A 21306-nucleotide genomic window follows, 5' to 3' on the forward strand; every position below is an offset into this window, starting at 1 on the left:
CGCATCAAGGAGCATGACAATGGACCCGAAGTCCCTGTTGGACCGGATCGACGAAAAGGCCTGCCTCGATTTCCTGTCGAAGATGGTCCAGCACAAGAGCCATTCGGAAACCGAAGGCGAGAAGGATCTCGCCCGCTGGATGGCCAAGGAGCTTGAGAAGATCGGCGTCGAAGCCGAACTCCAGCCGTTCGACGAAGGCCGTCGCTTCAACACGATCGGCCGACTGAAGGGCACCGGCGGGGGCAAGAGCCTGCTGTTCAACGGCCATCTCGATACCAACCCGGTGACCGAAGGCTGGACAGTCGATCCCTATGCCGGCCTCGTCGACGACAAGTTCATTTACGGCATCGGCGTCTCCAACATGAAGGCCGGTGACGCCGCCTATTTCTGCGCCGTGAAGACCCTGCTCGATGCCGGCGTCAAGCTGAAGGGCGACGTGACGCTCACCTTCGTGGTCGGTGAATTGCAAGGCGGCGTCGGCACGCTGGCGGCGATCCACAGCGGCGTGAAGGCCGACTACTTCATCAACAGCGAGCCGAGCGACCTTGTTGCCGTCACCATGCATGCGGCAGCACTCAGCTATGTCATTGAACTGACCGGCGACACGCGCCATCTGTCGAAGCGCGAAGAATCCGTCGATGCGATCGCAGCCGCCTGCGATATCATCCCGCGCATCAATGCCATGACCTTCAGTGGCGCTAAGAGCGACGTGCACCGTTCGATCAATCGCGGCCATGTCGGCGTTGTCCATGGCGCGCTTGGCCGTGATCTGGAAGAATGGCGTCCGCCACAGGTGGCCGATTTCGTCCGCCTCAAGGGCTCGTGCCGCTACGCGCCCGGCCAGACGCAGGAAGGCGTTCTTGCCGATCTCGACCGCGAACTGCGCGCTCTGGAAGGCCGCTTCCCGGGTCTGAAGGCCAAGCTGGTGCCTGAGATGATCGAAGGCCGCCCGCTGATGCCGCCCTTCGAGGTCTCGCCGGATAGCCGTATCGTCAAGTCGATCAATGCTGCCTATGAAGCCGTGCGCGGCGAAAAGCAGCCGACCGGCGCCATCACACCGACCCGCTTCTACGGCACCGATGCCGGTCATCTCTATCATGAGCTCGGCATGGAAGGCATCGTCTGCGGTCCGGGCGGCCGTTACAACACCATGCCCGACGAGCGCGTCGACATCGTCGACTTCCTCGACATGATCCGCGTCTACATGCTGACCATCCTCGACATCTGCGAGGTGGCATAAGATGTTCTCCCGGGCGGAATATGATCGTCGCATCACTCTCGCCCGGGAGGCCATGGCGGCTTCCGGCGCGGATTTACTTCTCGCCGACAGCGGCGAGCTGCTGGCATGGCTGACGGGTTATACCGTCTCCGAAACCATGTATCGCGCGGCCTTTTTGCCGCGCGAGGGTGAAGCCTGGTTTGCCCTGCGCGCGCTCGACGAAGCGCCGTGCCGGGAAAAGTGCTGGATCACCGATGTCGTCGGTTTTGCCGATACAGAGGAAGCACAGGCGGCAGTCGCCGCAAGCATTCGCGACCATGGCTTCGGCGCGGCGCGGATCGGGCTCGACACCAATTCCTACAGCATGAGTGCCGCCACCTTCATGCGGCTGCAGGCGCTTCTGCCGGAAGCGACTTTCGTGCCGATGCCGGGACTGAGCGACAGCCTGCGCTGGGTGAAATCGCAAGAAGAGATCGCCGTGCTTGCCCAAGCATCCGCGATTGCCGACAAGGCGATGGCCGAGATCGCAAGACAGGCCAGGCCCGGCATGACCACGCGTGATGCGGCGGCCATCGCATCCGGCGTATTCCTGCGCGAAGGAGCAGATACCGGCGAGGTCGGCCCGGTGGTCAAGGCTTCCGGCAGCCATGAATTCCTGCATGGCGTGTTCAAGACCGAGGCGATCGAAGAGGGCGACGTGCTGCATGTCGAGCTCATTCCCCGCGTCGGAAACTATGGCGCGCGGATGATGCGGCCGATCGTGGTCGGCAAGCCGTCAGCAGAACTCACGACCGCTGCCGAAAAGCTAATCGAATTGCAGGACCGCCAGATCGCCGCAATGAAACCGGGCGCTATCGCCAGCGACGTCGATGCGATCATGCGTCAGGGCGCGCTCGCTGCAGGCCTGCGTCCCGTCTATGACAATGTCACGGCCTACACGCTCGGGCTTTACACCCGCACGCCGCGCACCAGCGATTTTTCCGGTGTCTTCCTGCCGACCTCGGACTGGCCGCTGGAAGAGGGCATGGTCTTCCATCTTTACGCCACGGCACAAGGGCTCGGCTTCAGCGAGACTGTTGTCGTCAGGAGGGGTGGTGGAATTCGGCTAACAAACAGCCCGCGCCGTATCCTTTAAAGGAAACGCTTAGGTGCGGCGCCGGCTAACAAAGGCGAGTTATGCCGCGACCGTCGGGAACAATGCGGTCGCGGTAATCCCGAGCGCCTTGGCGATCCGCGTCACGAGGCGCTTATCTCCTTCATGGCCGGCTTCGACCTTGGCAATTTCCATCTCGGTCAGCCCACAAGTCACGGCCACCTGCTCAATGCTGTAGCCGGCCACGTGTCTTGCCGAGCGCACAGCCTCACCAAGGTCGATCGTCAATGGCGTTGGAACGTTTGAATCCTCGATATTGCCGTAGGATCGTGACATGTGCGCTTCTCCAAATGTGTCCACTTTCCGACACAATTTAGGTGGTGCGCTAACAATTGCAATGCCACTGAATTCACTATTCGTTGTACGGAATGGTTCACTCGGCAGCCGAGCCGCTCAGCCTAAGGTCTTCTGAGAATTGCCAGCGCGGGCGCCTTCGGTGCGCTGAAGCACGAAGACCGCCTCGCCAAAAATCTCGCGCCGCCTCTGATGGCGAAGCTTGTAGGCGCGTTCCTGATCGGCTGTCTGGATATCGGTCGGCGCGGCCGAGGCTTCGTTTTCGACCATATCGATCAGCAGATTGCGCATGACGGCGTTTGTTTCCCGGATCTCCTGCATCTCGGCCAAGACGGGAGAGGCGCGCAGCTTGCGGGCGATAGCCTCATCGATCTTCTTCTCAACGAGGCGCGTTCTGGCCGCGAAATATCGCGCGATGGAAAACGCACACAAAGCGGCGCAGAGCACGATGATGATTGACGTCATTGGAAGCCTCCTTGTCCCATGTAGATCGTGGCTCGGAGCGCCAATTTCAATGTTTCGATAAGCGTCGGTCGGCTCGCCAAGTCACGATTTTGACTCGGCCAGTGATCCGGCACGCTGACAATGTCCGCGATTGCCATCTAAGTCATTGATTTTACGTCGTCGTATCCTGCGAAATGTACCTAAAACCTGAGTTTCGCACCTGTAACGATAGCCCGGTTTCTTAAAGCTATCCGTTAACAAGACAAACAAAAACCCGCCGGTGAGGGCGGGTTTTGATAAGGCTGGCTCTCTTGGATCTTATTGATCGACGTCGTGTCGATAGTAAATTCTTGATTGGCAACTTTTGGCGTCTATGGCCGGAACGATGTTGCGGTTGTTGAGCTTACGGAACATTTCGGTCGGCTTTTTCCCTTTAAGTTTTGCAAGTGCTGTGAGTGAAATATGGCGGCGATGAAAGTCCGTCAGCAGCTCCTTCGTCGTAAGCAAGTGTGTCTGCTTCCGATGCTGAACGGGCTGAGACTTCAGAAACCCTTTCCTCATCAGCGCCATCGCGTCCGCTTCGCAGATGTCGATCTCTTCGGCCACGTCGTAGCAAGATACCCAACCTTGATCTGGCCCGTCAGCTTTGGCACGAAGCTCCTTCGTCGAGACGTGAATCCCTTCGAAGAACTGATCAGGTACGAAGAACACCTGTTCGAGTTTGCCGTCGGCGAGCATTTCGATAACATCGTCGACAAAGCACAAGCCTGGACCCGCAGCTTCGTGAATCCGGCGCATGTCCGGCGTCTTGACCTCACCTGCAGCGCGAGTGAGTTTCGCAAGCAGGTTCTCCGCCTCGGTGATCGAGTAGAGGCGATTGATACCTGCGGGGTCCGGACGAGGCTTCAATGCATTCGGACCTTGCTTTGCGAAGATCGCGGTGTTCCGCAGCCGCTCCAACCTCATACGCTTCACTAGATCCATACGTGGCAGCAACTCCTGGCGTGGGAATGCGCGCTCGGCCAGTTCTGCATCAAAAACGATCCTGCTGTGAGCTTCGCGGCGAAAGCCATTCTGCGGAGCAATGAAGCCTTCTCGGGTAAGGTTACCTTCGGCCACGAGTGGGCTGATGCCGTATTCGCGTGCGAAAGAAATCACGCTGTGCCACCGCCGCTTTCTCGGTGATCCCAAGAACGAATCCGTTGGACCGATAGGCAGGGCGTCTGTGGCGACGTCCCGAAGTAGATCGCGCAGACCTTTGTGGTCGTCGTCCTGATGGTTGTCCAGATAGCGGTAGAGGTTCCCAAATAGATGCTGGGCGCCTTTGGGACGCGACGAATGCCAGAACGCACTTGTCAGATTTTCGAGGTGCCACCGAAGACTGCCTGCGGTGTCCCCGATCAGATTAAATCCGCGTTCACGGACGACCGCCAATTCTTCAACGGAGGTGGGAACATGGGCATTGGGACCGCTCGCATCGAGGACCCCTAACCGTTCGCAAAGCTGCTTGACCACATAGTAGGGAAGGGCATCGAGATCGGGAACGGGGTCGGCCTCGTGATCGAGGCGAGCGGCGAAGTAGCGGTCCGACTTGGAAAGCTCAAGGGGCTCAACGCGACTGGCTTTGAACTCCACCATCGAAATTCGCTCGGAAACAGCCGCCACGAACTCACGGCGTAGTTGATCCGGACCGCTCGCGCGGTCCAAGACGACCCCGTGCTTGTGGCAACCCGCAACGTCCGTGATCGTCCAAGAGAACCGTTCGAACGGACGAACGACTGGACGGCCGGGGCGGCTATCCAAATCTTCCATCACGCAGAGCGAGCAGAAGCGGGGTGCAGAACGTGATACTGTGCGGCCGCTGACGACCGAACCCCCAACGTTGATGCTGAACTTGTCATGCCGGTGGATCGACGCTTTTGCGAATGTGTCCGCCGACATGCCCGTATAGGCGCTGAGAGTTTCGTACACGGGATCGCTCGGCCGGTCGAAGCCCATATACGAGATCCCAAGATGCCGAACCATGGCTCGGGCATTGCCCGAGCCATTGATCGCAGCAAGACGAGCGATGATGCTGAAGATCGTTTCGGAGGATGCGACCTCCACAGGCTTCAACATCATTTGCCACCTCGTTTACGGTTGCGCTCACCGGCCTCGATACGAGCATCGGCGACCGCCTGGCGCGCAACCAGTTCCGCAAGCGGCACTACAGGCGTCAGGTCCTTCCAGTCGGCGGCCAGGAAGATGTTGTGGTGCGGCTGGCATCCTGTCAGGAAATCGTAGCACTCAACGAAGTGCGCGAGACCGACAACGTCCGATCCCACTTCGATCGCAAAATCGCAGGCCATACGAACCAAGTCGATGATGGTGCCGAAGCCGCCTTCGGAAGCGTGGATCAGCCGGTGCACGATATCCTCGGTCAAAGCCTTGCGAACCTTCTTGACCTTGCGCCCCCCTTCAACATCTTCCACCTCCACGTCCTGCAGAAGCGCCCCGTCGACCTTCATGCCGGCGTGAGTTTCGATAATGCCCTGTGCAATGACACGAATACGTTCGAGGTCACTGGGGAAGGTGACGCGCTCGAGTTCCACGACCAGGCTGCGGTTGCGGAGCTGGGGCTCGTGCTCGATGAACTTGGCCAGGGCGGGTACGCCGGCCAAGACGAGGTGGAGCGGCCAGTCTTCGATCTGCAGCAAGCTCTTGAGGATGTCGGCAAGGTTGCGGATGGTCGCTTTGTCGGTCTCCTTCAGAGCATGCTGAGCCTCATCGATGAAGAGCACCAACACCGAGTACTCCTTGAGCACACGCTTCGCCAGTTCGAAGAGATCGTACTCGGGAATACGATCAGCATTGATCAGCGGATAGCCGGTCGCCTTGATGATCTTGGTCGCAAGGAGACGTAACTTTAGCGGCTTGGGCATGTCGAAATAGATCATGGGGCTGATCATCTCACCCTCCTCGTTGCGATAAGGCTGAAGCTCCGCGCGTTTGAGAAGCGTGTTCTGAAGAGCCGTCGACTTGCCGGAGCCGCTTTCGCCGATGACAAAGAGCGCGCGGCGACGACCAGAAGTGCCGTGCACGGATGCCGCAGCGTTCTCGACGATCTTGGAGACGGCGCGCTCGACACGCTGGTGGCGGTCGGAAGTAATGTAGGCCGAGTAGAGACCGCCGCGCTTCTTGGCGCGATCGGCGGCTTCTGGAGTGAGGACCGACAGCAAACGCGCGGCGGCCTTGTTGAAAAAGTTCTTGGCGTCAAAATTGGTCATAGCGTAGCCCTCCTTTAGAGCTGGATGTCGCTGGCAGACTTGATGGTGACCGGGGCCGCGGAGGCGGCAGCGATCGGCGCGGGGGAGACGTAGCCGGCGATGCCGGTGTTCGGATCGACGGTGAGGATTTCATCGTTGATACCGGGGATGCCGTGCATCAGCGGGTCTTCGGCAACGATGAGCGGCACCAGGATCGGGTCGCGATCCTCCAGATCATCGATAAGGGTGATCGGGTCGAAGTAACGGAGCTGGAGCTCCTTCATCTTGGTCGCATCCATCGAGACGGTCGCGAGGTTGGCGCGAGCGCGAGCCGCGTCGCCGGCCAGACGCAGACGATTGACTGCATCGAGCATCGTGGAGAGATGAAGCTTGCGGTTTTCCGCATTCTCCAGTGCGACTTCGCGGCATGCACCCGTCCACTCCCAGATCGACAGGTCGTTCGGGATGGCGGCGGTCGCATCGACGCTCAGCCAGCCGGTGCCGTTCCAGACGCTGATCGTTTTCAGGTCGTACGGATTGACACGGATATCGACCGTGGCCTTGGTCTTCATACGCAACGCCTGGAGTTCGCGGGACTGATAGTAGATCCCGAAGCTTTCGACGCCGTGGTCGGTAACGATGCGCGTGACCTTGGAGCCGAAGATATGGCGGCGAATGCGCGACGGAGGCGGCGGCATGACGCCGTACACCATGGCCAGGCGCATCCAGGCGTTATGCGGCGTCTCACCGGATAGACCCTCGTGCGGGACATGATGATAGATATCAATGATCGCCTGGCCGAGTAGCGTGTTGACCTCGTCCATAGCCAGCGTCACGCGCTTCGTGGGATCAAGATCGCCCTTCTCGAAGATGTCGCCAAAGGTGCGGCCTTCGAACCAGTGCATGAACTGCTTCGAGAAGGTTTTGAGAACCGACTCGATGGCACCACGCATCTGGGGGCGGCCGGCCTGCGGGAACATGTGCATCATGCCCATGGCGCGGGTGACCGAACGAACACGGTAGTTGTTGAAGGCGCCGCCGTTATCGGTCACCAACAGCTCGGGCGTCAGATGATACGGCCACAGCGAGGTCGCACCACAAAGCTTGGCGAGATAAGCCTTGTCCGTCACCATCATCTCGATGGCATCGATGGCATGCTGTCCGTCAGCAGCGCCCTGCACAAAGCGTAGAGCAAGGATGCAGCGGGTCGCCACGTCAATTGCCACAATGACACGAATACGCGTCGATTTCAGCTTCGCGCGCTGCTCGGCAGTGAGATGGGCGAACATGCCGAGCCAGCCGACCCACTTGAGCAGATCGATCGTCCACTCGTCCATTTCGACGCGTTCGCCGGGGCGCTGGACATCGACCCCCTTGGAGCTGATCTGGTACTTGCGCAAAGCAACATCCATACCCTCGCGGGCCTGGCAGACATGGAAGCCGTCCATGTCCTTGATAAGCTTTTCGAAGACCTTGCGGGTCGGCATCTTGTGCGGCAGGAGAGCATTGGCTGCGCGGGCTGCGTTGAGCTCGTAGAGCTTGGCTTCGAGCTCGCGATAGAGCGCTGCCATCGTCGGTTTGCGCGGATCCGCAAACTCGGCAGCCTTCTCCATCCAGACTAGCATGTCGCCCGCATCATGCACGCTGGGGCGACCCTTGGAGCCGCTGCAGCGCTTCACGAGAGACATGACTTCGTAGCCGCCTTCGATGTAGCGCTTGTAGATGCGACGGAAATGACGCTTGCCAGGCAAGGTGATAGTGGTGCGCTTGCCGGCGCGCTGCTTGCCGTCCAGCTCGGCCTGAATGAGCGGCATGATGCGGTCCAGCGACTCGTCGCTAAGCGAGACGCGGGGCAACTTGCGGTCGGCGCGGGCTTCTTCCTTCATGCGGAGTACGATGTCGCATGCCGCCGCGTAGTAGGTAACACGGGCCTGCTCGTCGTCTGAGAGATCGACGACGCGTGCTTCATCGAAGCGCGCGCGAGACTTTGCGCGACCTTCGGCGAAGTGATCCTGGTCGAAGTCCAACTTGCCGGAGTGGACGAGATCGTAGATCTGGTCGTGCGTGAAGAACTCGCGCATGGCCGTGTTCTCGCATGGGACAAACACATGCCCGATATCCGTCACCTGGTATGTGCGGTATTTGGTCTTGTCGATGATGATGAGCGCCGTCGGTGCGAAGTAGTAACGCTTGCTGGCGTCGACGAAATTGCGGGTAAAATTGGTCATGTCTGATCTCCTTTCGATCAGTTGATGTTCAGGGAAAGAACTGGGTGGGCGGTGGCCGCGAACTGCATGGAGGCGTTGTCCAAGAAGGGCTTGCGACCGCGGCCGTGGTAATCGCCGAAAGCGTTGCGTCCGACCGGCGAAGTGAGCGAGCGCAATTCCTCCTTTGCTTCCTCGAATAGGTGCGGCCAGATCGAACGGCGGCGGCGTTTCAAGTGCTTGGAACGGGGGCGGGGCGTTTGGGCGCGCAAACTCTCCCAAAATTCTTCCAGGCTCTTCTGATCACGCATTGCTTTTGTCATCCCGTCAGCCTCCGCGTCGGTCATGCCGGAGGAGCGGTATTCAACGCCGCCTTCGATGGTGCGGATCGCGGTCGAAGCAGCGTAGCTGGACGGAGAAACTGTAGGCAGGCTGGTAGTTTCGATGAGCAGATTCGTCATGTCTGATCTCCTTTCAATCAGTGAATGTTGATGATGAACTCGAGGGACTGAGCCGCCTTGGCACGGGCGCGCTCGTACTCGCGCAGAGCGCGGCGGAAACCATGCGGGCCGGGCAAATCCTCGTCCGCGGTCGTGAAGCCGGAATTGAGGAGCACCGTCTTGACCTTCTTCAGAAAGTCTTCGAGCAGTTCGTTGCAGCGAAAGCCTTTAGGACGATTGGGGTCGTCCATCATCGAGCTTTCGAGCGTCAGGTAGATGCGGCAGGCCTGGGCGAGGATCTTCGTGCTGCGTGTGAACGAGGCCTTGGTCTGAGCGCCGTGGCCGACGCCACGCATCTGTTCAAGCATGCGAAGAACGGCGGTGCCGTGGACGAAGTCGGCCGAGCTGATGGAGTGCGTAGGCGTAGTCATGGAAGGATTCTCCTGTCCGATGGGGGAATTGGGTTCCGAAGCCGCCGGAGCGGCTGTGGACTTGTTCGGGGCGGCGCCAGTGAGGCGACGGAGCAGGCGGGAAAAAGCGGTCATTGGGAGCACCTGTTAGTTGGAGGTTGCGCGGCGGAGGAAAGAGAGGTCGTCGATGCGGCCGGTACCGACGGGAACCAGGACGGCTTCGTCGATGAGGTTCCAGAGCGCGATACGGCGGCCGGCAGGGCACTTCGCGCCCTGGAGAAGATCGTGGAAGCGGACCGAGCCATTGGTTGCAGAGACCAGTTCGAACGCCTCGAGGTATTCGGACTGATTGCGCATGCGGCGGGCATGCAGCTTCCAGCCGGCATTGAACGCGGCGTCGTGGTTCGCGTAGACTTCGGTGACGAGAGCGACGCGATCAGCGAAACCGCCGATGCCCTGGGCCTGCACCGCCGCCAACGTGTCAAGAATGCCGGAGCTGCGCACTTTCGACACGGGCTTGACCGCGACGGCGATACACGTTCCGTCGGCAAGACGGATCCAGAAGTCGAACGTGGTCTCGTGAACCTCGCCGTGCTGATCCACCCATTCGACGCGTGGCCACTGGTCACGGATTTCAACGATGTCGCGGCGGCTCATCGCGATGACGATGAAGCGGCCCTCGATCGTGCTTTCCATCACGAGCTGGCGGTTGAAGTCGGCATAGTTCATCGCGCCGCGGAAACTTGCGGTGCTCACGAAATCTACGTCGCGGGTGCCGGTCGTCGAGCCGGGCTCGATCCACACCTCACCGGTGGGGGAGCCGTCCTTGGGCATCTGAATGACGCCGAAGTGGTTGCGGTCAGGTACGAGGTACGTGGTCGTATTGGGAATGGTGTTGTCCATAGTGACACCGGCACGGGTGTAGAGTACGCGCTTGAGCGCGGCTTTAGCCTTACGCATCAGGTTCTCCATCAAAGTGGCGAAGGAATTGAGGATGGTCGTCGAGCGGAGGCCGCCACTTAGGAGGCGCCCCTCGTCGGGATTGCGCTCCGCACTCGGCGCGAGCGATTTTCCCGGACTGCGTTTCGCTCCGGTCGCGAGACCGTGGTCGAGGGTGGTGCCAAGGGCGGTTTTGGTCGTCGTGTTCATTTCGTGCTCCTTTCGAGGGCGCAGTTCTCCCGTCGCCGGAGTGGGCCGGACGCTTGAGGGGAGGTTTTGAATTGGGAGGAGATCTAGCCGGGGTCGGCTAGCAGTTGCGGCGAAGGCGTATCGTGCGATCCGGCATCATCTCGAAGGCGGCGAGTACAGCCTGCATGACGACAGCCTCGAGCTCCTTGGGGCGGATCGTACGCTTTCCACCCTCCTGCGCTTCGGTCTGCGCCGTGATCGCGCTTTTTACGCGCCGACGGAAGGTGGTCTCCGATGGAACGCTCGCGATGCCGAGACCCTCCTTCAAAGCAGTCCACTGGAGCTGGCGATGATAGTCGCGCACGGACTGGTGCTGGACATTCGTCACGCATTCCGCGACCGCCTTATTGAGGAGTGCCAGCATCTTTTCGCGCGTCTTCTCGACGTTGCGGCGCTCGAGACGAAGGCATGCGCGGGCAATGCGCAGGTGCACCTCGGTCGAGGTTGGCTTCGCGAAGGGAGCATCGGTGGCGAGGTTAAGGATCTTAGTCATTGATGCTCCTTTCAGAGAGATCGTGGTGTTCGGATAAGAGCCGTGCTTGTCGAGCAGGCACGGCAAAGGGCATGCGTGTTCGTTCTGCGACACGGCAGTTCTCCTTGAAGGATTGGGATCATGGTTAGTTAGAGGGCGTAAAGGCTACCGGGCGGGGGCGCCGGAGACCGTGCCAACTATCTTTTCCGTCTTTGCAGCCGCATTATGAACGTTAATCGCCTCGTCGAGCTTCTGATTGCATGTATCGGCGGCGCTTGGCCCGCGATCGAGGCATACATCGGCAACGTCGCTAATCTTCGCTGCGTACTCGAGGATATCGAGGATATCGGGCTTGAACGTGTCTACTTCTGTGATATCAAACATCTTCATCTGCGTACTCCTTACAATCCGCGATGAGCTTGTTGCCCTGCGATGAGGGATAGGTAGCAGCGGATTTGGCGGCAGGCCACCAAGAACGAACGTGAAAAGCCCCGACAGTCGAACACGGGAATCCTGTGTGGTTTTCAGCTCCGGATCCGCGAAGACACTTCCGGCGAGTCCTTTTGCTTTCCCGATTTGTTCACGTTCGAAAGCTGGTAAGTCTTGCAAAGGGAGTTGGTTGCCCGTCTGGGCGTGAGGCGAACGGCGCTAGCGCGCGAGGGCGCGGCTAGATGGCCGATGAGCCTATTGCCCGAAGCGGGCTACGTATTCGCGCTATCTTCATCGGAAGGATCCGTGTGTTGAAGAACCTGCGCATATAAGGACGCCGATGTTAGCGGACGTCAATCTCGGCACTTTAATAAAGTTTTAACTATGGTTAACGCGACAGTCCTTGGGCGTTAGGCAGGACTGAGACCGGCAAATGCCGCGCGATCGGGCTCAATAGAAACCTTTTCGGACCTTACTTCTCAATGACCGCCCGATTGTCGAACTCGTTTGTCGTATGCAAACGTTGATCCGATGCTCCTCGCATGACGCAATCAACGCCGTGCAAGGACTGCAGGATGTATATCGAGAACATGTTCAGCGAAATCGAACAGCGACTGGAGCCGCTTGCAAAGGTGCTAGGATTGGAACCGCACCGAGACGTTCGTGGGCCCTACTACCGTCTGTCGTACCGTCAAGCCGGAGATGAAGACTGGCGTTCGCCGGTCACCATCATGTTCCCGTTCGAAGAACTTACTGGAAAAGTTGAAGCGGACTGGGAAGACGCGCACCTTGGCATTGATGAGTTTGCGGTGTTTCCGATCGGAACGAATGGATGGGTCGCTCATCAGGGTGCTGGACGTACGATCGTTCCAATTTCCGGCTCCAGTGAAGCCGTAATCAACGAATTCGCTAAATGCCTCCGCCAGCACGAGCTCCGCCCATATGGCAAAGACATGCTCAGTATCCCTAACAGCGAGGCGATGGTCGACGCTTGGAAATTGCTCAGTCAGACATTCGACGAGGCGTCGATCGAGGATGTCGATCTCTATCGAGATGAAACCGGTGAATCCCTGTCATTCGAACTGGGAGATCACGAGTTTGTTCTTTTCTACCCCGTCGAAGCGTCCAAGGCAGTCCTATATGTTGACGGCGTGCCGTCGCGAGAGGTGCCCTCGCGCGATATTCGCGCCGTCGACTCGATGGTGAGCTGGCAGCTTGGAGAGGTCCAGTTTGACCTTATGTGCAGTGGATCGGATTATTCGCCATAATCAACGTAAACTCCGTCGTCTTCTGGTGAACCAAATACCCTCGTCCAATCCCATCTCAATTGATCCACAGGATGAGGGCGACGGATAGCCCTTCCGGTGCGTGCCGGACTGGATGGGGTCGGTTTGCCATACTTTCTTTGAACGAATACTTGTTTGACCGGCCTTTTAACGCGTAGCGGCTTATCGAGGGCTGCGCGAGTATCGAACTCCTCTCCCGTCAGGGCCGAATGGATAGACAAGCCTAACACTTTGACCACGACTGGCGGAATGGACGACGTAATGGCGAATTCCTGAATTTCCTTGCGGCCGTCAACAGTCCAGCCTTGCGGGAAGCCTTGTATCCTTTTCATCATGTCAATGGTGAGTGGAAACATGGCTTTGGGCTGCGGGCTAGCTTCATAAGAGAAATCGATCCCAAGCTCAGCCCATGCCGCGGTATTCTTGTCTTTACGCTCGTCAAAGAAGGGCGGCGCACGTTTGTCGTCGCACAGCTCTCGCCACTGCCGATAAAGCTCGATACCCAGGTCATCGCCGTAATCGTAAATGGCCTTTGCCTCGATAAGATCGCCAATAACGTCCGGTAAGAAAAGCTGCGGTGGGTTCACGAATACGGGGATCGCTGGTCTCGCGATCCCACTTTGGGCCCCCACAAGAATGCTAATCTCCCTTTCCTGTGCGAGCCCGAAGTTTGAAGCACTTAGCGTGTGCCACTCGATCTCGTATCCATGCCCGCCGAAGCCAGTCTGAACTATGCTTCGGCATCTCTCCGACCCACGTTCGATCATGCTCGCTTCAACTTCGAAAAAGAATGTCCTGGGTCGGACTGATTCAGTCAGCTCCAAAGCTTGACGGAAAACATCATACCCATGTCCGTCTTCGCTGCTGAATGGCTTCCACGCTGAGCCCGCGGTCAGAAGGTCTATGTTCTTTGCTCGAAGAAGCTCTAGCTGTTTTCGTGAGGGCTTTTCCCCGACAGGCCAATCCGACCTGTTGTCCTGCATCGTTTGAGGAATCCAGCTTTCATAAAGCGCTGCGGGCTCGAACCCTGCATTTTGGAGGCTTATCGCAGTGACGCCGATGCCCGCACCGAAATCGACGAACGAGAGCGTGCTGAGAGCGAACGGCAAAAGCGTCCTGTTGGTCGTGAGCGGCACAGCGACAGCGCGATGACCGGCCAGGAACTCGATCGCTGGCCGAAGACTAGCTAAGCTAGCACTGCTTCGCTCGATTTCGTGGCGATGGAACTCACCGGAGCCGAGTTTCCCAATAGCGTACCACGCGAATGCAAGGGACGCTTCGAGGTCATTTTTGAGCGAAAGATCAATTAGGCCTTCGATATGGGCATGGGTGCTACCAAAAAGAAGCTCGAAGATTTTGCCGAGCTCGACGGCGCAGGAACGGACCGGCGAGAGGTCCAGCGCTTCGCCTTGCAGATCCTCAATATCTTTAGGCCAAACGTAGCTCTCGACCTTGTCGAACAACTCGAGAAGGTCGGCGGCCTTTGCAGGCAGTGACTCCACCAATGTCGCCGCTAGATTTGCGCCTGCCGATTCAATGGCATTCTGACGGCGGGCCTTGGCGGCGTCCTCAGTTGGGAGGTTCATCTGCGCGTTCTTTTGGATCAGCGCGGAAACGAAGTCACCGTCTACGGCCGCACCTAATGCGAGGCGTTGAAAGAATTCAGTTCGTGTATCGTTGTCGCTATGCGCAAGCCTTTCGATTGTCGACTGCTGCACCCGTTTGTTTCCGATCAACTCGACTTTATCGCCGAGTGTTCTCTGGAAAAGGGTGATGGTAGATGCCTCAATGGGCGACATGCCGATTTCGCGTTGAAGCCAGCTTGACGTCTCGTCGTCCGACCAGCCGTTGGATAGACGGATAGCGTCGACGATTGCGCCACTTTTAATGATGAGCCGCGACTGGTTACTGCGGTGCTGAAGCAGCGCTCGCCTTCCTTCCGTCTGGTTGGACCGAGACGCTGCCAAGGGTACTGCATCTGCTGGAATGACATCTTGCTGTGCTTCGTTTTCCATCTCGGTCTCCATTTCTCGACCGGATCTAACGAATGGGTGTTGCGCTTCTCCCAATTGGAACGTTCAAGTTGTAGGGATCGCACTCTTACGTGTTCCAGGGCCGATACCATCGACCTCATGAAGTCCAGGCATGGTCACGGGCTTTACGCTTTGACCGATGTCGCGACGAGTTCATCCGTTTGACCTACAGTATGATCGTCGTTCGCATTGTTGTTCATTCCCCAACCAATCGGAGGTCCAAGCACCCACTCGTCTAGTTGTGGGTTGTAGAGTCCGGGCAATGGAAAATGGCGATCGATGAGCACAAAATCCTTCACGTTCATCGAAGCAATTGGTAGGCCATAGGCGATAGACATCGCGGCGATCATCGCGTCCGCGCCGAGTTTGATCGTCTCGTTCTTCAGCTCTTGGCCCCACTTATTTATGCGGGGCTGTGTTTCGAACAATTGCCGAAGGTGCGAACAAGCGGCCATCTCCCCGAGTATTCGCGAAGCTTGCAAGTTCATTTCGAGGAAATGCATGCGCTTGTTCAAGAACTTTTCGAACCAGTTCAGGACGAAACTCGCTGTCTCGGGGTTCGAGCGTTCGCACATTCGGATGCCGTACTCGATTTCGTATACCGTGACCCATGATGTGGCGACGGCTTCCGGCCCTAGACGCCGGAACCAACTGATTATCCAGGCGGGCGGTTCGGGTAGGTGCGCGATGCTGACAACGTTGGTATCGAGAATGACTGCGCCCATGATTTCCGGGTCTCGCGTGGGTCGATCGATATGGACCTAGGCTAAGGCGTCTGCATTTGCTAAGTGTTTAATGAATTGAGTCCTTGGAGATGCTCGATGGAACCTCGGAAAATCTGGACCGCTAAAGACGCGCAAGGAGACTTCGAGCGACTGCTTGATGCGGCCAGAAGCGTTGGACCTCAAGAAATTCAGCATGATACAGGTATTTATGAGCTTCGAGTGAGGCTTGATCGTACCAAGGGTGACGCGACCGACTTCCTTGCTCGGCGGCCGTAGCAGCTAATTTTTGGCGCGATACGGTAAGGATTCGTTAAGCATGAAATCGGTTTCATCCGTCAATGAGGTCACCGACGAATTCTTCGACCGACCGACCGGTCAGGTAATTTTCTTCGAAGTCGGGGCCGCACTGTCATCATTTTAGCATTGATTGCCGGCACTCTTGGTATCGTCTCCGAAGTGGGTACGTGCGATGACAAGGGTCAATCGAAGCGCCAACTGGATCAGGCGATCGATCGAATGCGTTCGGACAATCCGTCAATTGGAGTTGCAGGCGAGCCTAGGTACGCCAACGGCTGTACTGGGAATGGGACCACATTGCTTCAGACGTCTCCGTTAGCGACGGTGGGCGAACGAGAGATATTGCGACGATCGGTTCCCACAACCTACGGCGCAAATTCCAGTCCAGAATATATGTCGCTCAGAGCGAGCCTAGCGCCGATCTCAGGAAGGCTGATCACGTCGTCGAGGTTGCCGTAAATTCCCTCGCTCCAACCTTGAGCCGCACGGTAATGGAGCAAGACGCATGCATTTGTTGCGTCAATGAGAAGAATGGAGGCGATCTCTACCTTCGACCTGTATTCCAGAACCTTTCGGTGAGAGTCGAAATCACATGTGAATGGCGACAAAACGTCAATGACCACCGTGGGCTCGGCCGCCGACATGCACTGATCGACACGGCCGCCACAGTCCACGACCGAATCCGGATATCGAACCGTTCCGGGAGAGATGGATATCGCCGTATTCGCAACAGTCGGACGACATCTCTTATCGCGGAGTTGGGTATGAAGCGAAGTCAGGACGTTTGCCGCAATATCCCGATGCCGTTGGGTAGTGACGGCCATCACGATGGCCTCGCCCTTGATCAGTTCCCACCTCTCGTCCCGTGACTGAACGAAATGAAAGAATTCTTCTTCGGAAAATTGGCTCGCTGCGGGGTGTGGCATCAGACTACCTACTCTTGTCAGCAGAGCTGATACTTAGGGAGCGGGAGCGAAGAGGTCAACTTACGGTACGTCGCTTCAATGCGGGAGAGTACGCGTGGACCATTACCTCTACCGAGTTAAACTCTCCGTACGGCGCGACGGCCCTTGATGAACGCGGCTACCAGTTCTGCGGCCAGGTTGGTGGCTTGGTCGAACGAGTCAATTAATTCGAAGAACCATTCGTCGGGGCGGGAGTCATCCGTTCCAAGCAAGTCGAAAAAGAGTGTTGGGGTGTCCGGGCGAGACCACAGGCTAGTTTTGATGTGGAGCCCGGAAAGATGCACAAATGCCGAGCCATCCTCGTATGCCTCGGTCAAGCCGGGGTATCGCTCGTTGAGCTTGCGATGAAGGAAAGCGTCCGTCAGGGGCTCATTCTCGCGAGACCGCAGCTTGCGATAGCTCTGGTCTGTCATCAGCCAAGTGCCCGCTGCTTCGACGTCGTCAACCAGCGTCAAACCAAATATCCGCATTGCTGTGTCGAGTTGAAGCCTGACGAGTGCGGCGGCAGCTAGCGTGTTCTTGGCCCTCACAAGGGTGCAAAAGGCATGGCTCAGCGATGCTGTCTTCTTTATCGCTCCGAGCGCGTACCATTCCACGTCGGCAATGGTTGCACCTACGGGGCCCAGGAAGTCCTTCGGCATTTGAGATAGTTCTCTCGCAACGCACTCAATCCTAGAGAGGCGTTTCTCAAGGTCGAGCGTGTCGAATGTCGCATCCAAATGGATCCTCTCCAGCGCTGCGATGCGCAAGTTAGTTGCACAAGGTCACGCCAGATTGCTCGACGTACTGCGCCCATTCAGCACGCCAGCGATACGCGTTCAAGGCAAAAGCCCCACTGCGCATTGGTTTGCGATCCACCTCATATCTCGACAATTATCTCAGGCATCGAAAATTCCAATTGACGCCGAAGATTTTGTTCGTATTTTGTTCACCATGATGAAAAAGCTCCTACGAATACGCCGAATACGTTGAATCCTGCGCGCCGCTTGATCGCGGCAAGGATCCATTGTTGTTTCGGGTATCGTCATGAGCCAATCGCATTTTGAAATGCCGCAGGCGCTCTATGCTGCGTACAAGCATGCTTCCTCACAAAAATTCTATCCGCTTGGCACTGTAAGGTGCACTGGCGACCATATGTTCAGGAGCCAATTGGCGCGGGATCTTGGTTGCCTGCTGGACGTCGATGATCAGGTCGTCGCGTGGCTCTGCCTTCCGGTCCAGTTTTCAACCATCGACGGCATCCACGTGCCCGACTTTATGGTCGACTACGAGAATGGCAAGCGGTTCTTCCTCGACGTCTGCGAGGACGAGGGCGACGCTTCGGTCGCTGAAGGCGCTGCCTGTAATCAGCTCTATCACCGGTTCGTGCCGCGGGAGGAAATCGAAACCGGATTCCGGCTTGCGAACGCAAAGGATATTTTGCGCTACGCGAACTACCGAACGCCATTGAATGATAGGATGAAGTTGCTCGCGGCGCTGGAGGAGGCGGGTTCCGTCAGTATCGGCGAATGCATGCACGTTTTTCGTGAAGTGCAACCAATGACGGGCATCTCATGGATGCTTCTCAATCGGATGATCTCGGCAGATCTCGACGAGCGCATGCTCGGCCCAGAAACGATGATCCGTCGTTTCGCTTCGGGAGGTGCGAGATGACACCTCGCAATTCGGATTACGGACATCGCACCATCGAGCGCGTTGCTTACGGGTTCGCTCTCAAGAGCGCTATCCGGCTCGGCGGCGGTTTCCGGGCCGTCCCCCACCGTCAGCATGTGATCACCCTCCGCCTTCCCGCGGACGCAGTCTTCACGGAGTACCAAAAGGCGGCGCGAATTCTCGTCGCCGACAATCTTAGTCTGTGCAACTTCGACGTGGTCTGGCCCAAGATCGATCGGAGAGGCCAGCTCAATGTCGATCTTGTAAAAGATGCGGTGGATCATACAGGTTCGTTCTTGATCATCTGGCCGCCCGGCCATGATCTCCCGTCTGCGTTTGAGCTTGCATCCGACGGCGTCATCAATGTGGAGCCCGTGAGGCCTTGTCACCTGGTTGTCGCTGCGAAGATGGTATCGGCGCAAGTTGTTGAACTCGCGGACGCGAAGGCGATTTTGCAGTATCCGTTGCCGTCAGTGTTCGCGGCAATGAGGCGCGGCCGTCCCGTGAGTGATGTTCTTCGGCGCTTAGGGGAGGCGAAGCCTGCCTCGGTGTCCTTGGCTGAGGAGCACCAACCGCGTTTGGAAGACCTTGTCGGCTATGGCGAGGCCAAAACATGGGGACTTTCGCTGGCCCAAGATCTGCGTGAGTGGGAAGATGGGCGGCTTTCATGGAGCGACGTTGACCGCGGTCTTCTGTTGAGCGGTCCGCCGGGCACCGGAAAGACTATGTTTGCCGGCGCGCTTGCGAGATCGTGCGGAGCTCATCTCGTGGCGACTTCCGCAGCTCGGTGGCAGTCCGCAGGGTATTTGAGCGATACTTTGGTGGCAATGCGCAGGGCATTCGAAGAGGCTATCGCCAACAGGCCATCGATCTTGTTCCTCGACGAGTTAGACGCGATCGGCGACCGGTCCCGTCTAGGAGAAGGCGAGCATAAGCTCTATTGGACCCAGTGCGTGAATCTGTTGCTGGAGCTGATGGATGGTCACACGAAACTCGAGGGCGTGGTGGTCCTTGGTGCAACAAACCATCCCGAGGCTATCGATCCGGCACTCCTGCGGCCGGGACGCTTGGATCGTCATCTGAAGATTGGATTGCCTGACTTCGCCGAAAGGGAGCATCTCGCGCGCATCTATTTCGATCAGCAACTGTCCCCGACAGATTTGAAAAGGATCGTCGCAGCCACGGCGGGGTTCACCGGTGCCGCGTTCGAACGGGCGGGACGTCAGGTGAGGCGCGAGGCGCGGAGAGCGAAGTCTGAAATTGACGTTGAAATGGTGATGCGCGCGTTGCCGCCGGCGACGAAGGTGCATGGCTTCCGACGAAGAAAGGTTGCGCTGCATGAAGCCGCCCATGCAGTGGTCGCCATTTCCTTGGGCCTTGGGCCGTTGGAATGTGTTGTTGTCTTGGACGAGGCACGGGAGTCACAGCCGTTCGGCTTCGCGCATCTTGCCGCGCGGGAAGACCACGATGCTGATCGTCAGTTCCATCTAAATCGCATCGCATTCTTTCTGGCAGGGAGGGCGGCCGAAGAGGAGTTTCTGGGGACGGCATACGAAGGTGCTGGAGGGCGTCCAGGATCGGACCTTCATATTGCCACGGACATCGCGACAGAGTTGGAGGTGTTAATGGGTATGGGCGAGGGGCTCGCGTATTTCGACGTCAGCAATCCTCAGCTCAGAGACCGACTTCGCCGAGTAAATCCAGACATCGCGGCCAGGGTGGAGCGAGTTCTTGTCCGTGAGATGAAGCGGAGCCGGGAAATCGTCAGGCAGCAGCGCTCGGCAATCGAGGCGCTCGCGGATGCCTTGGATAAGCGTGGTCATATCGAGGGTGCCGAGGTGGCCAGTATCATCGCGGCGGCGGGTAAAGTTCGCCTGCCAAAATCAAAAAGCCGGCGTCCGTCCACGGAGCGCTCAAGATGAGGCTGCCCTGGAGAATGATCATCCGAACTTTAAAGGAGAGGCCGTCGGCGGAAGCCCGTCCGGCAGTCGCCGCCGCGATCCTCGAAATCGCGGGGTTTCCGCTCAAGCTTCGCGAGGCCCGGCGAAGCCTCTTTCTTTTGACAAAGGCCGCGTCGGAAGGGCGGCCGGCAATCGTCGAGACGGAAGTCGGATTCGTTTGCCTCATCGGCCTTGACGATCTTGTGGAAGCGATCGTCGAACCTGGCCCGACGTTGAAAGAGGTTATGGAGGACGCCGGTGTCACCCGGCGGCCTCGACGGAAAGTCTCTTCCAGCCGGGGGATCAGACCTCCCCCAAAGCCGTCCTCATGAACAAGCTCGACGCTTACCTGCCAAGTTTTCCAAGTTCGCCAGAACATTTTGGCTTCGTAAGACTCTTCTATCGCTTGCCGAATTTTCAGTGCTCTATACCAATAGGCCGAGGAAGTGGGGTTGCAGATATGACAAACACGCCATCCGAAGCGGAGCTGGAGAACGCGCCGACCTTGATCGGATGGCTGTTCGAGCGACCATCCGATCAAAAGCCGTGGCTCTACGGCTGGTTTGTCGGCCACCCCGAGATCGCTGACGGTGATCACGGGCACACCTCTACCTTAATTGCGATTGATCCCAACGAACCGCCGACCTGGGCGAAGACCGAGAGTCGTGTCTATCGCCTCGGCGCCTGGTATCCTCCTGCCGAACGCGAACTTCGATATTGGGCACAAAAGATCCGGCAGCGGCGCCAAGTAGCCTTCGAGATCGCACCGGGAGGCGGAGACGACATCGAGGAGATGATTGCGTTCTTGGGCAAGGAAAAGCTGTTTCGCGAGCGAAAGCTGGTTCGCATGGTCAACGCGTACCGTGAAGAGAAGGCGCGGTTGCCGTCGATGAGTAGTCGCTAACCTAA

General features: G+C 58.0%; 21 protein-coding genes. 7 read left to right on the forward strand and 14 right to left on the reverse strand.

The window, feature by feature from the left end:
* Positions 1–19: 19 nt before the first annotated feature.
* Together J5286_RS25065 and J5286_RS25070 are read left to right on the forward strand one after the other, a co-directional pair.
* Positions 20–1240 carry a M20 family metallopeptidase gene (locus tag J5286_RS25065; protein ID WP_209192539.1) on the forward strand — a complete coding sequence of 407 codons (1221 nt, stop codon included), beginning with the start codon at positions 20–22 and terminating at the stop codon, positions 1238–1240.
* 1 nt (position 1241) lies between these two features.
* Positions 1242–2354: a M24 family metallopeptidase gene (locus J5286_RS25070; protein ID WP_209192542.1), complete on the forward strand. Its 1113-nt coding sequence runs from the start codon at positions 1242–1244 to the stop codon at positions 2352–2354.
* A 39-nt stretch (positions 2355–2393) separates the two neighbouring features.
* Here the strand turns inward: J5286_RS25070 and J5286_RS25075 are convergent, their stop codons facing one another.
* The 10 genes from J5286_RS25075 to J5286_RS25120 form a co-directional block, all read right to left on the reverse strand.
* Entirely contained in the window at positions 2394–2648 is a 255-nt protein-coding gene (locus J5286_RS25075) for a helix-turn-helix domain-containing protein (protein ID WP_209192545.1), read from the reverse strand.
* Positions 2649–2765: 117 nt separating this feature from the next.
* Positions 2766–3131, reverse strand: a complete 366-nt coding sequence (locus J5286_RS25080; RefSeq protein WP_209192548.1) for a hypothetical protein — start codon at positions 3129–3131, stop codon at positions 2766–2768.
* 297 nt (positions 3132–3428) lie between these two features.
* On the reverse strand, positions 3429–5231 hold the full coding sequence (locus tag J5286_RS25085) for a TniQ family protein (RefSeq protein ID WP_209192550.1): 1803 nt from the start codon (positions 5229–5231) through the stop codon (positions 3429–3431).
* A complete protein-coding gene (locus tag J5286_RS25090) occupies positions 5228–6376 on the reverse strand; it encodes a TniB family NTP-binding protein (RefSeq protein WP_209192552.1) in 1149 nt (382 codons plus the stop codon). The genes J5286_RS25085 and J5286_RS25090 overlap by 4 nt, the downstream gene beginning before the upstream one ends.
* Positions 6377–6390: 14 nt before the next feature.
* Positions 6391–8583, reverse strand: a complete 2193-nt coding sequence (locus tag J5286_RS25095) for a TnsB C-terminal domain-containing protein (RefSeq protein ID WP_209192555.1) — start codon at positions 8581–8583, stop codon at positions 6391–6393.
* 17 nt (positions 8584–8600) lie between these two features.
* Entirely contained in the window at positions 8601–9020 is a 420-nt protein-coding gene (locus J5286_RS25100) for a hypothetical protein (RefSeq protein WP_209192558.1), read from the reverse strand.
* A gap of 17 nt (positions 9021–9037) precedes the next feature.
* Positions 9038–9430, reverse strand: a complete 393-nt coding sequence (locus J5286_RS25105; RefSeq protein ID WP_209192561.1) for a hypothetical protein — start codon at positions 9428–9430, stop codon at positions 9038–9040.
* Between the two features lie 126 nt (positions 9431–9556).
* The gene (locus J5286_RS25110) at positions 9557–10558 is read right to left on the reverse strand and encodes a hypothetical protein (protein WP_209192563.1); all 1002 of its coding nucleotides are present in this window, start codon (positions 10556–10558) and stop codon (positions 9557–9559) included.
* 97 nt (positions 10559–10655) lie between these two features.
* Entirely contained in the window at positions 10656–11090 is a 435-nt protein-coding gene (locus J5286_RS25115; protein ID WP_209192566.1) for a hypothetical protein, read from the reverse strand.
* Between the two features lie 144 nt (positions 11091–11234).
* Positions 11235–11459: a hypothetical protein gene (locus J5286_RS25120; RefSeq protein ID WP_209192569.1), complete on the reverse strand. Its 225-nt coding sequence runs from the start codon at positions 11457–11459 to the stop codon at positions 11235–11237.
* Between the two features lie 614 nt (positions 11460–12073).
* On the opposite strand from J5286_RS25120, the gene J5286_RS25125 reads away from it, so the two are divergent.
* On the forward strand, positions 12074–12766 hold the full coding sequence (locus J5286_RS25125) for a hypothetical protein (protein WP_209192572.1): 693 nt from the start codon (positions 12074–12076) through the stop codon (positions 12764–12766).
* Here J5286_RS25125 and J5286_RS25130 read toward each other — a convergent pair.
* From J5286_RS25130 to J5286_RS25145, 4 genes are all read right to left on the reverse strand, one after another.
* Positions 12754–14799 carry a DNA cytosine methyltransferase gene (locus J5286_RS25130; protein ID WP_209192574.1) on the reverse strand — a complete coding sequence of 682 codons (2046 nt, stop codon included), beginning with the start codon at positions 14797–14799 and terminating at the stop codon, positions 12754–12756. The two genes, J5286_RS25125 and J5286_RS25130, sit on opposite strands and share 13 nt — an antisense overlap.
* 143 nt (positions 14800–14942) lie before the next feature.
* Positions 14943–15542: a type II toxin-antitoxin system VapC family toxin gene (locus J5286_RS25135; RefSeq protein ID WP_209192576.1), complete on the reverse strand. Its 600-nt coding sequence runs from the start codon at positions 15540–15542 to the stop codon at positions 14943–14945.
* 662 nt (positions 15543–16204) lie between these two features.
* Complete coding sequence (locus J5286_RS25140) at positions 16205–16765, reverse strand: Uma2 family endonuclease (protein WP_209192579.1); 561 nt, start codon at positions 16763–16765, stop codon at positions 16205–16207.
* Positions 16766–16881: 116 nt separating this feature from the next.
* Positions 16882–17523: a hypothetical protein gene (locus J5286_RS25145; RefSeq protein WP_209192581.1), complete on the reverse strand. Its 642-nt coding sequence runs from the start codon at positions 17521–17523 to the stop codon at positions 16882–16884.
* 307 nt (positions 17524–17830) lie between these two features.
* Here J5286_RS25145 and J5286_RS25150 point away from each other — a divergent pair, with 307 nt between their 5' ends.
* The 4 genes from J5286_RS25150 to J5286_RS25165 all read left to right on the forward strand — a co-directional run bounded on the left by J5286_RS25150 (position 17831) and on the right by J5286_RS25165 (position 21301).
* Entirely contained in the window at positions 17831–18457 is a 627-nt protein-coding gene (locus J5286_RS25150; RefSeq protein ID WP_245206532.1) for a hypothetical protein, read from the forward strand.
* Positions 18454–20379, forward strand: a complete 1926-nt coding sequence (locus tag J5286_RS25155; RefSeq protein ID WP_209192584.1) for an AAA family ATPase — start codon at positions 18454–18456, stop codon at positions 20377–20379. Before J5286_RS25150 ends, J5286_RS25155 begins: the two co-directional genes overlap by 4 nt.
* The gene (locus J5286_RS25160; RefSeq protein ID WP_209192585.1) at positions 20376–20729 is read left to right on the forward strand and encodes a hypothetical protein; all 354 of its coding nucleotides are present in this window, start codon (positions 20376–20378) and stop codon (positions 20727–20729) included. The genes J5286_RS25155 and J5286_RS25160 overlap by 4 nt, the downstream gene beginning before the upstream one ends.
* A 128-nt stretch (positions 20730–20857) precedes the next feature.
* Complete coding sequence (locus J5286_RS25165; RefSeq protein WP_209192587.1) at positions 20858–21301, forward strand: DUF6634 family protein; 444 nt, start codon at positions 20858–20860, stop codon at positions 21299–21301.
* Positions 21302–21306 lie beyond the last annotated feature (5 nt).

It is taken from the genome of Rhizobium sp. 16-488-2b (assembly GCF_017741815.1).
In the GTDB taxonomy this organism is placed as follows: domain Bacteria; phylum Pseudomonadota; class Alphaproteobacteria; order Rhizobiales; family Rhizobiaceae; genus Rhizobium.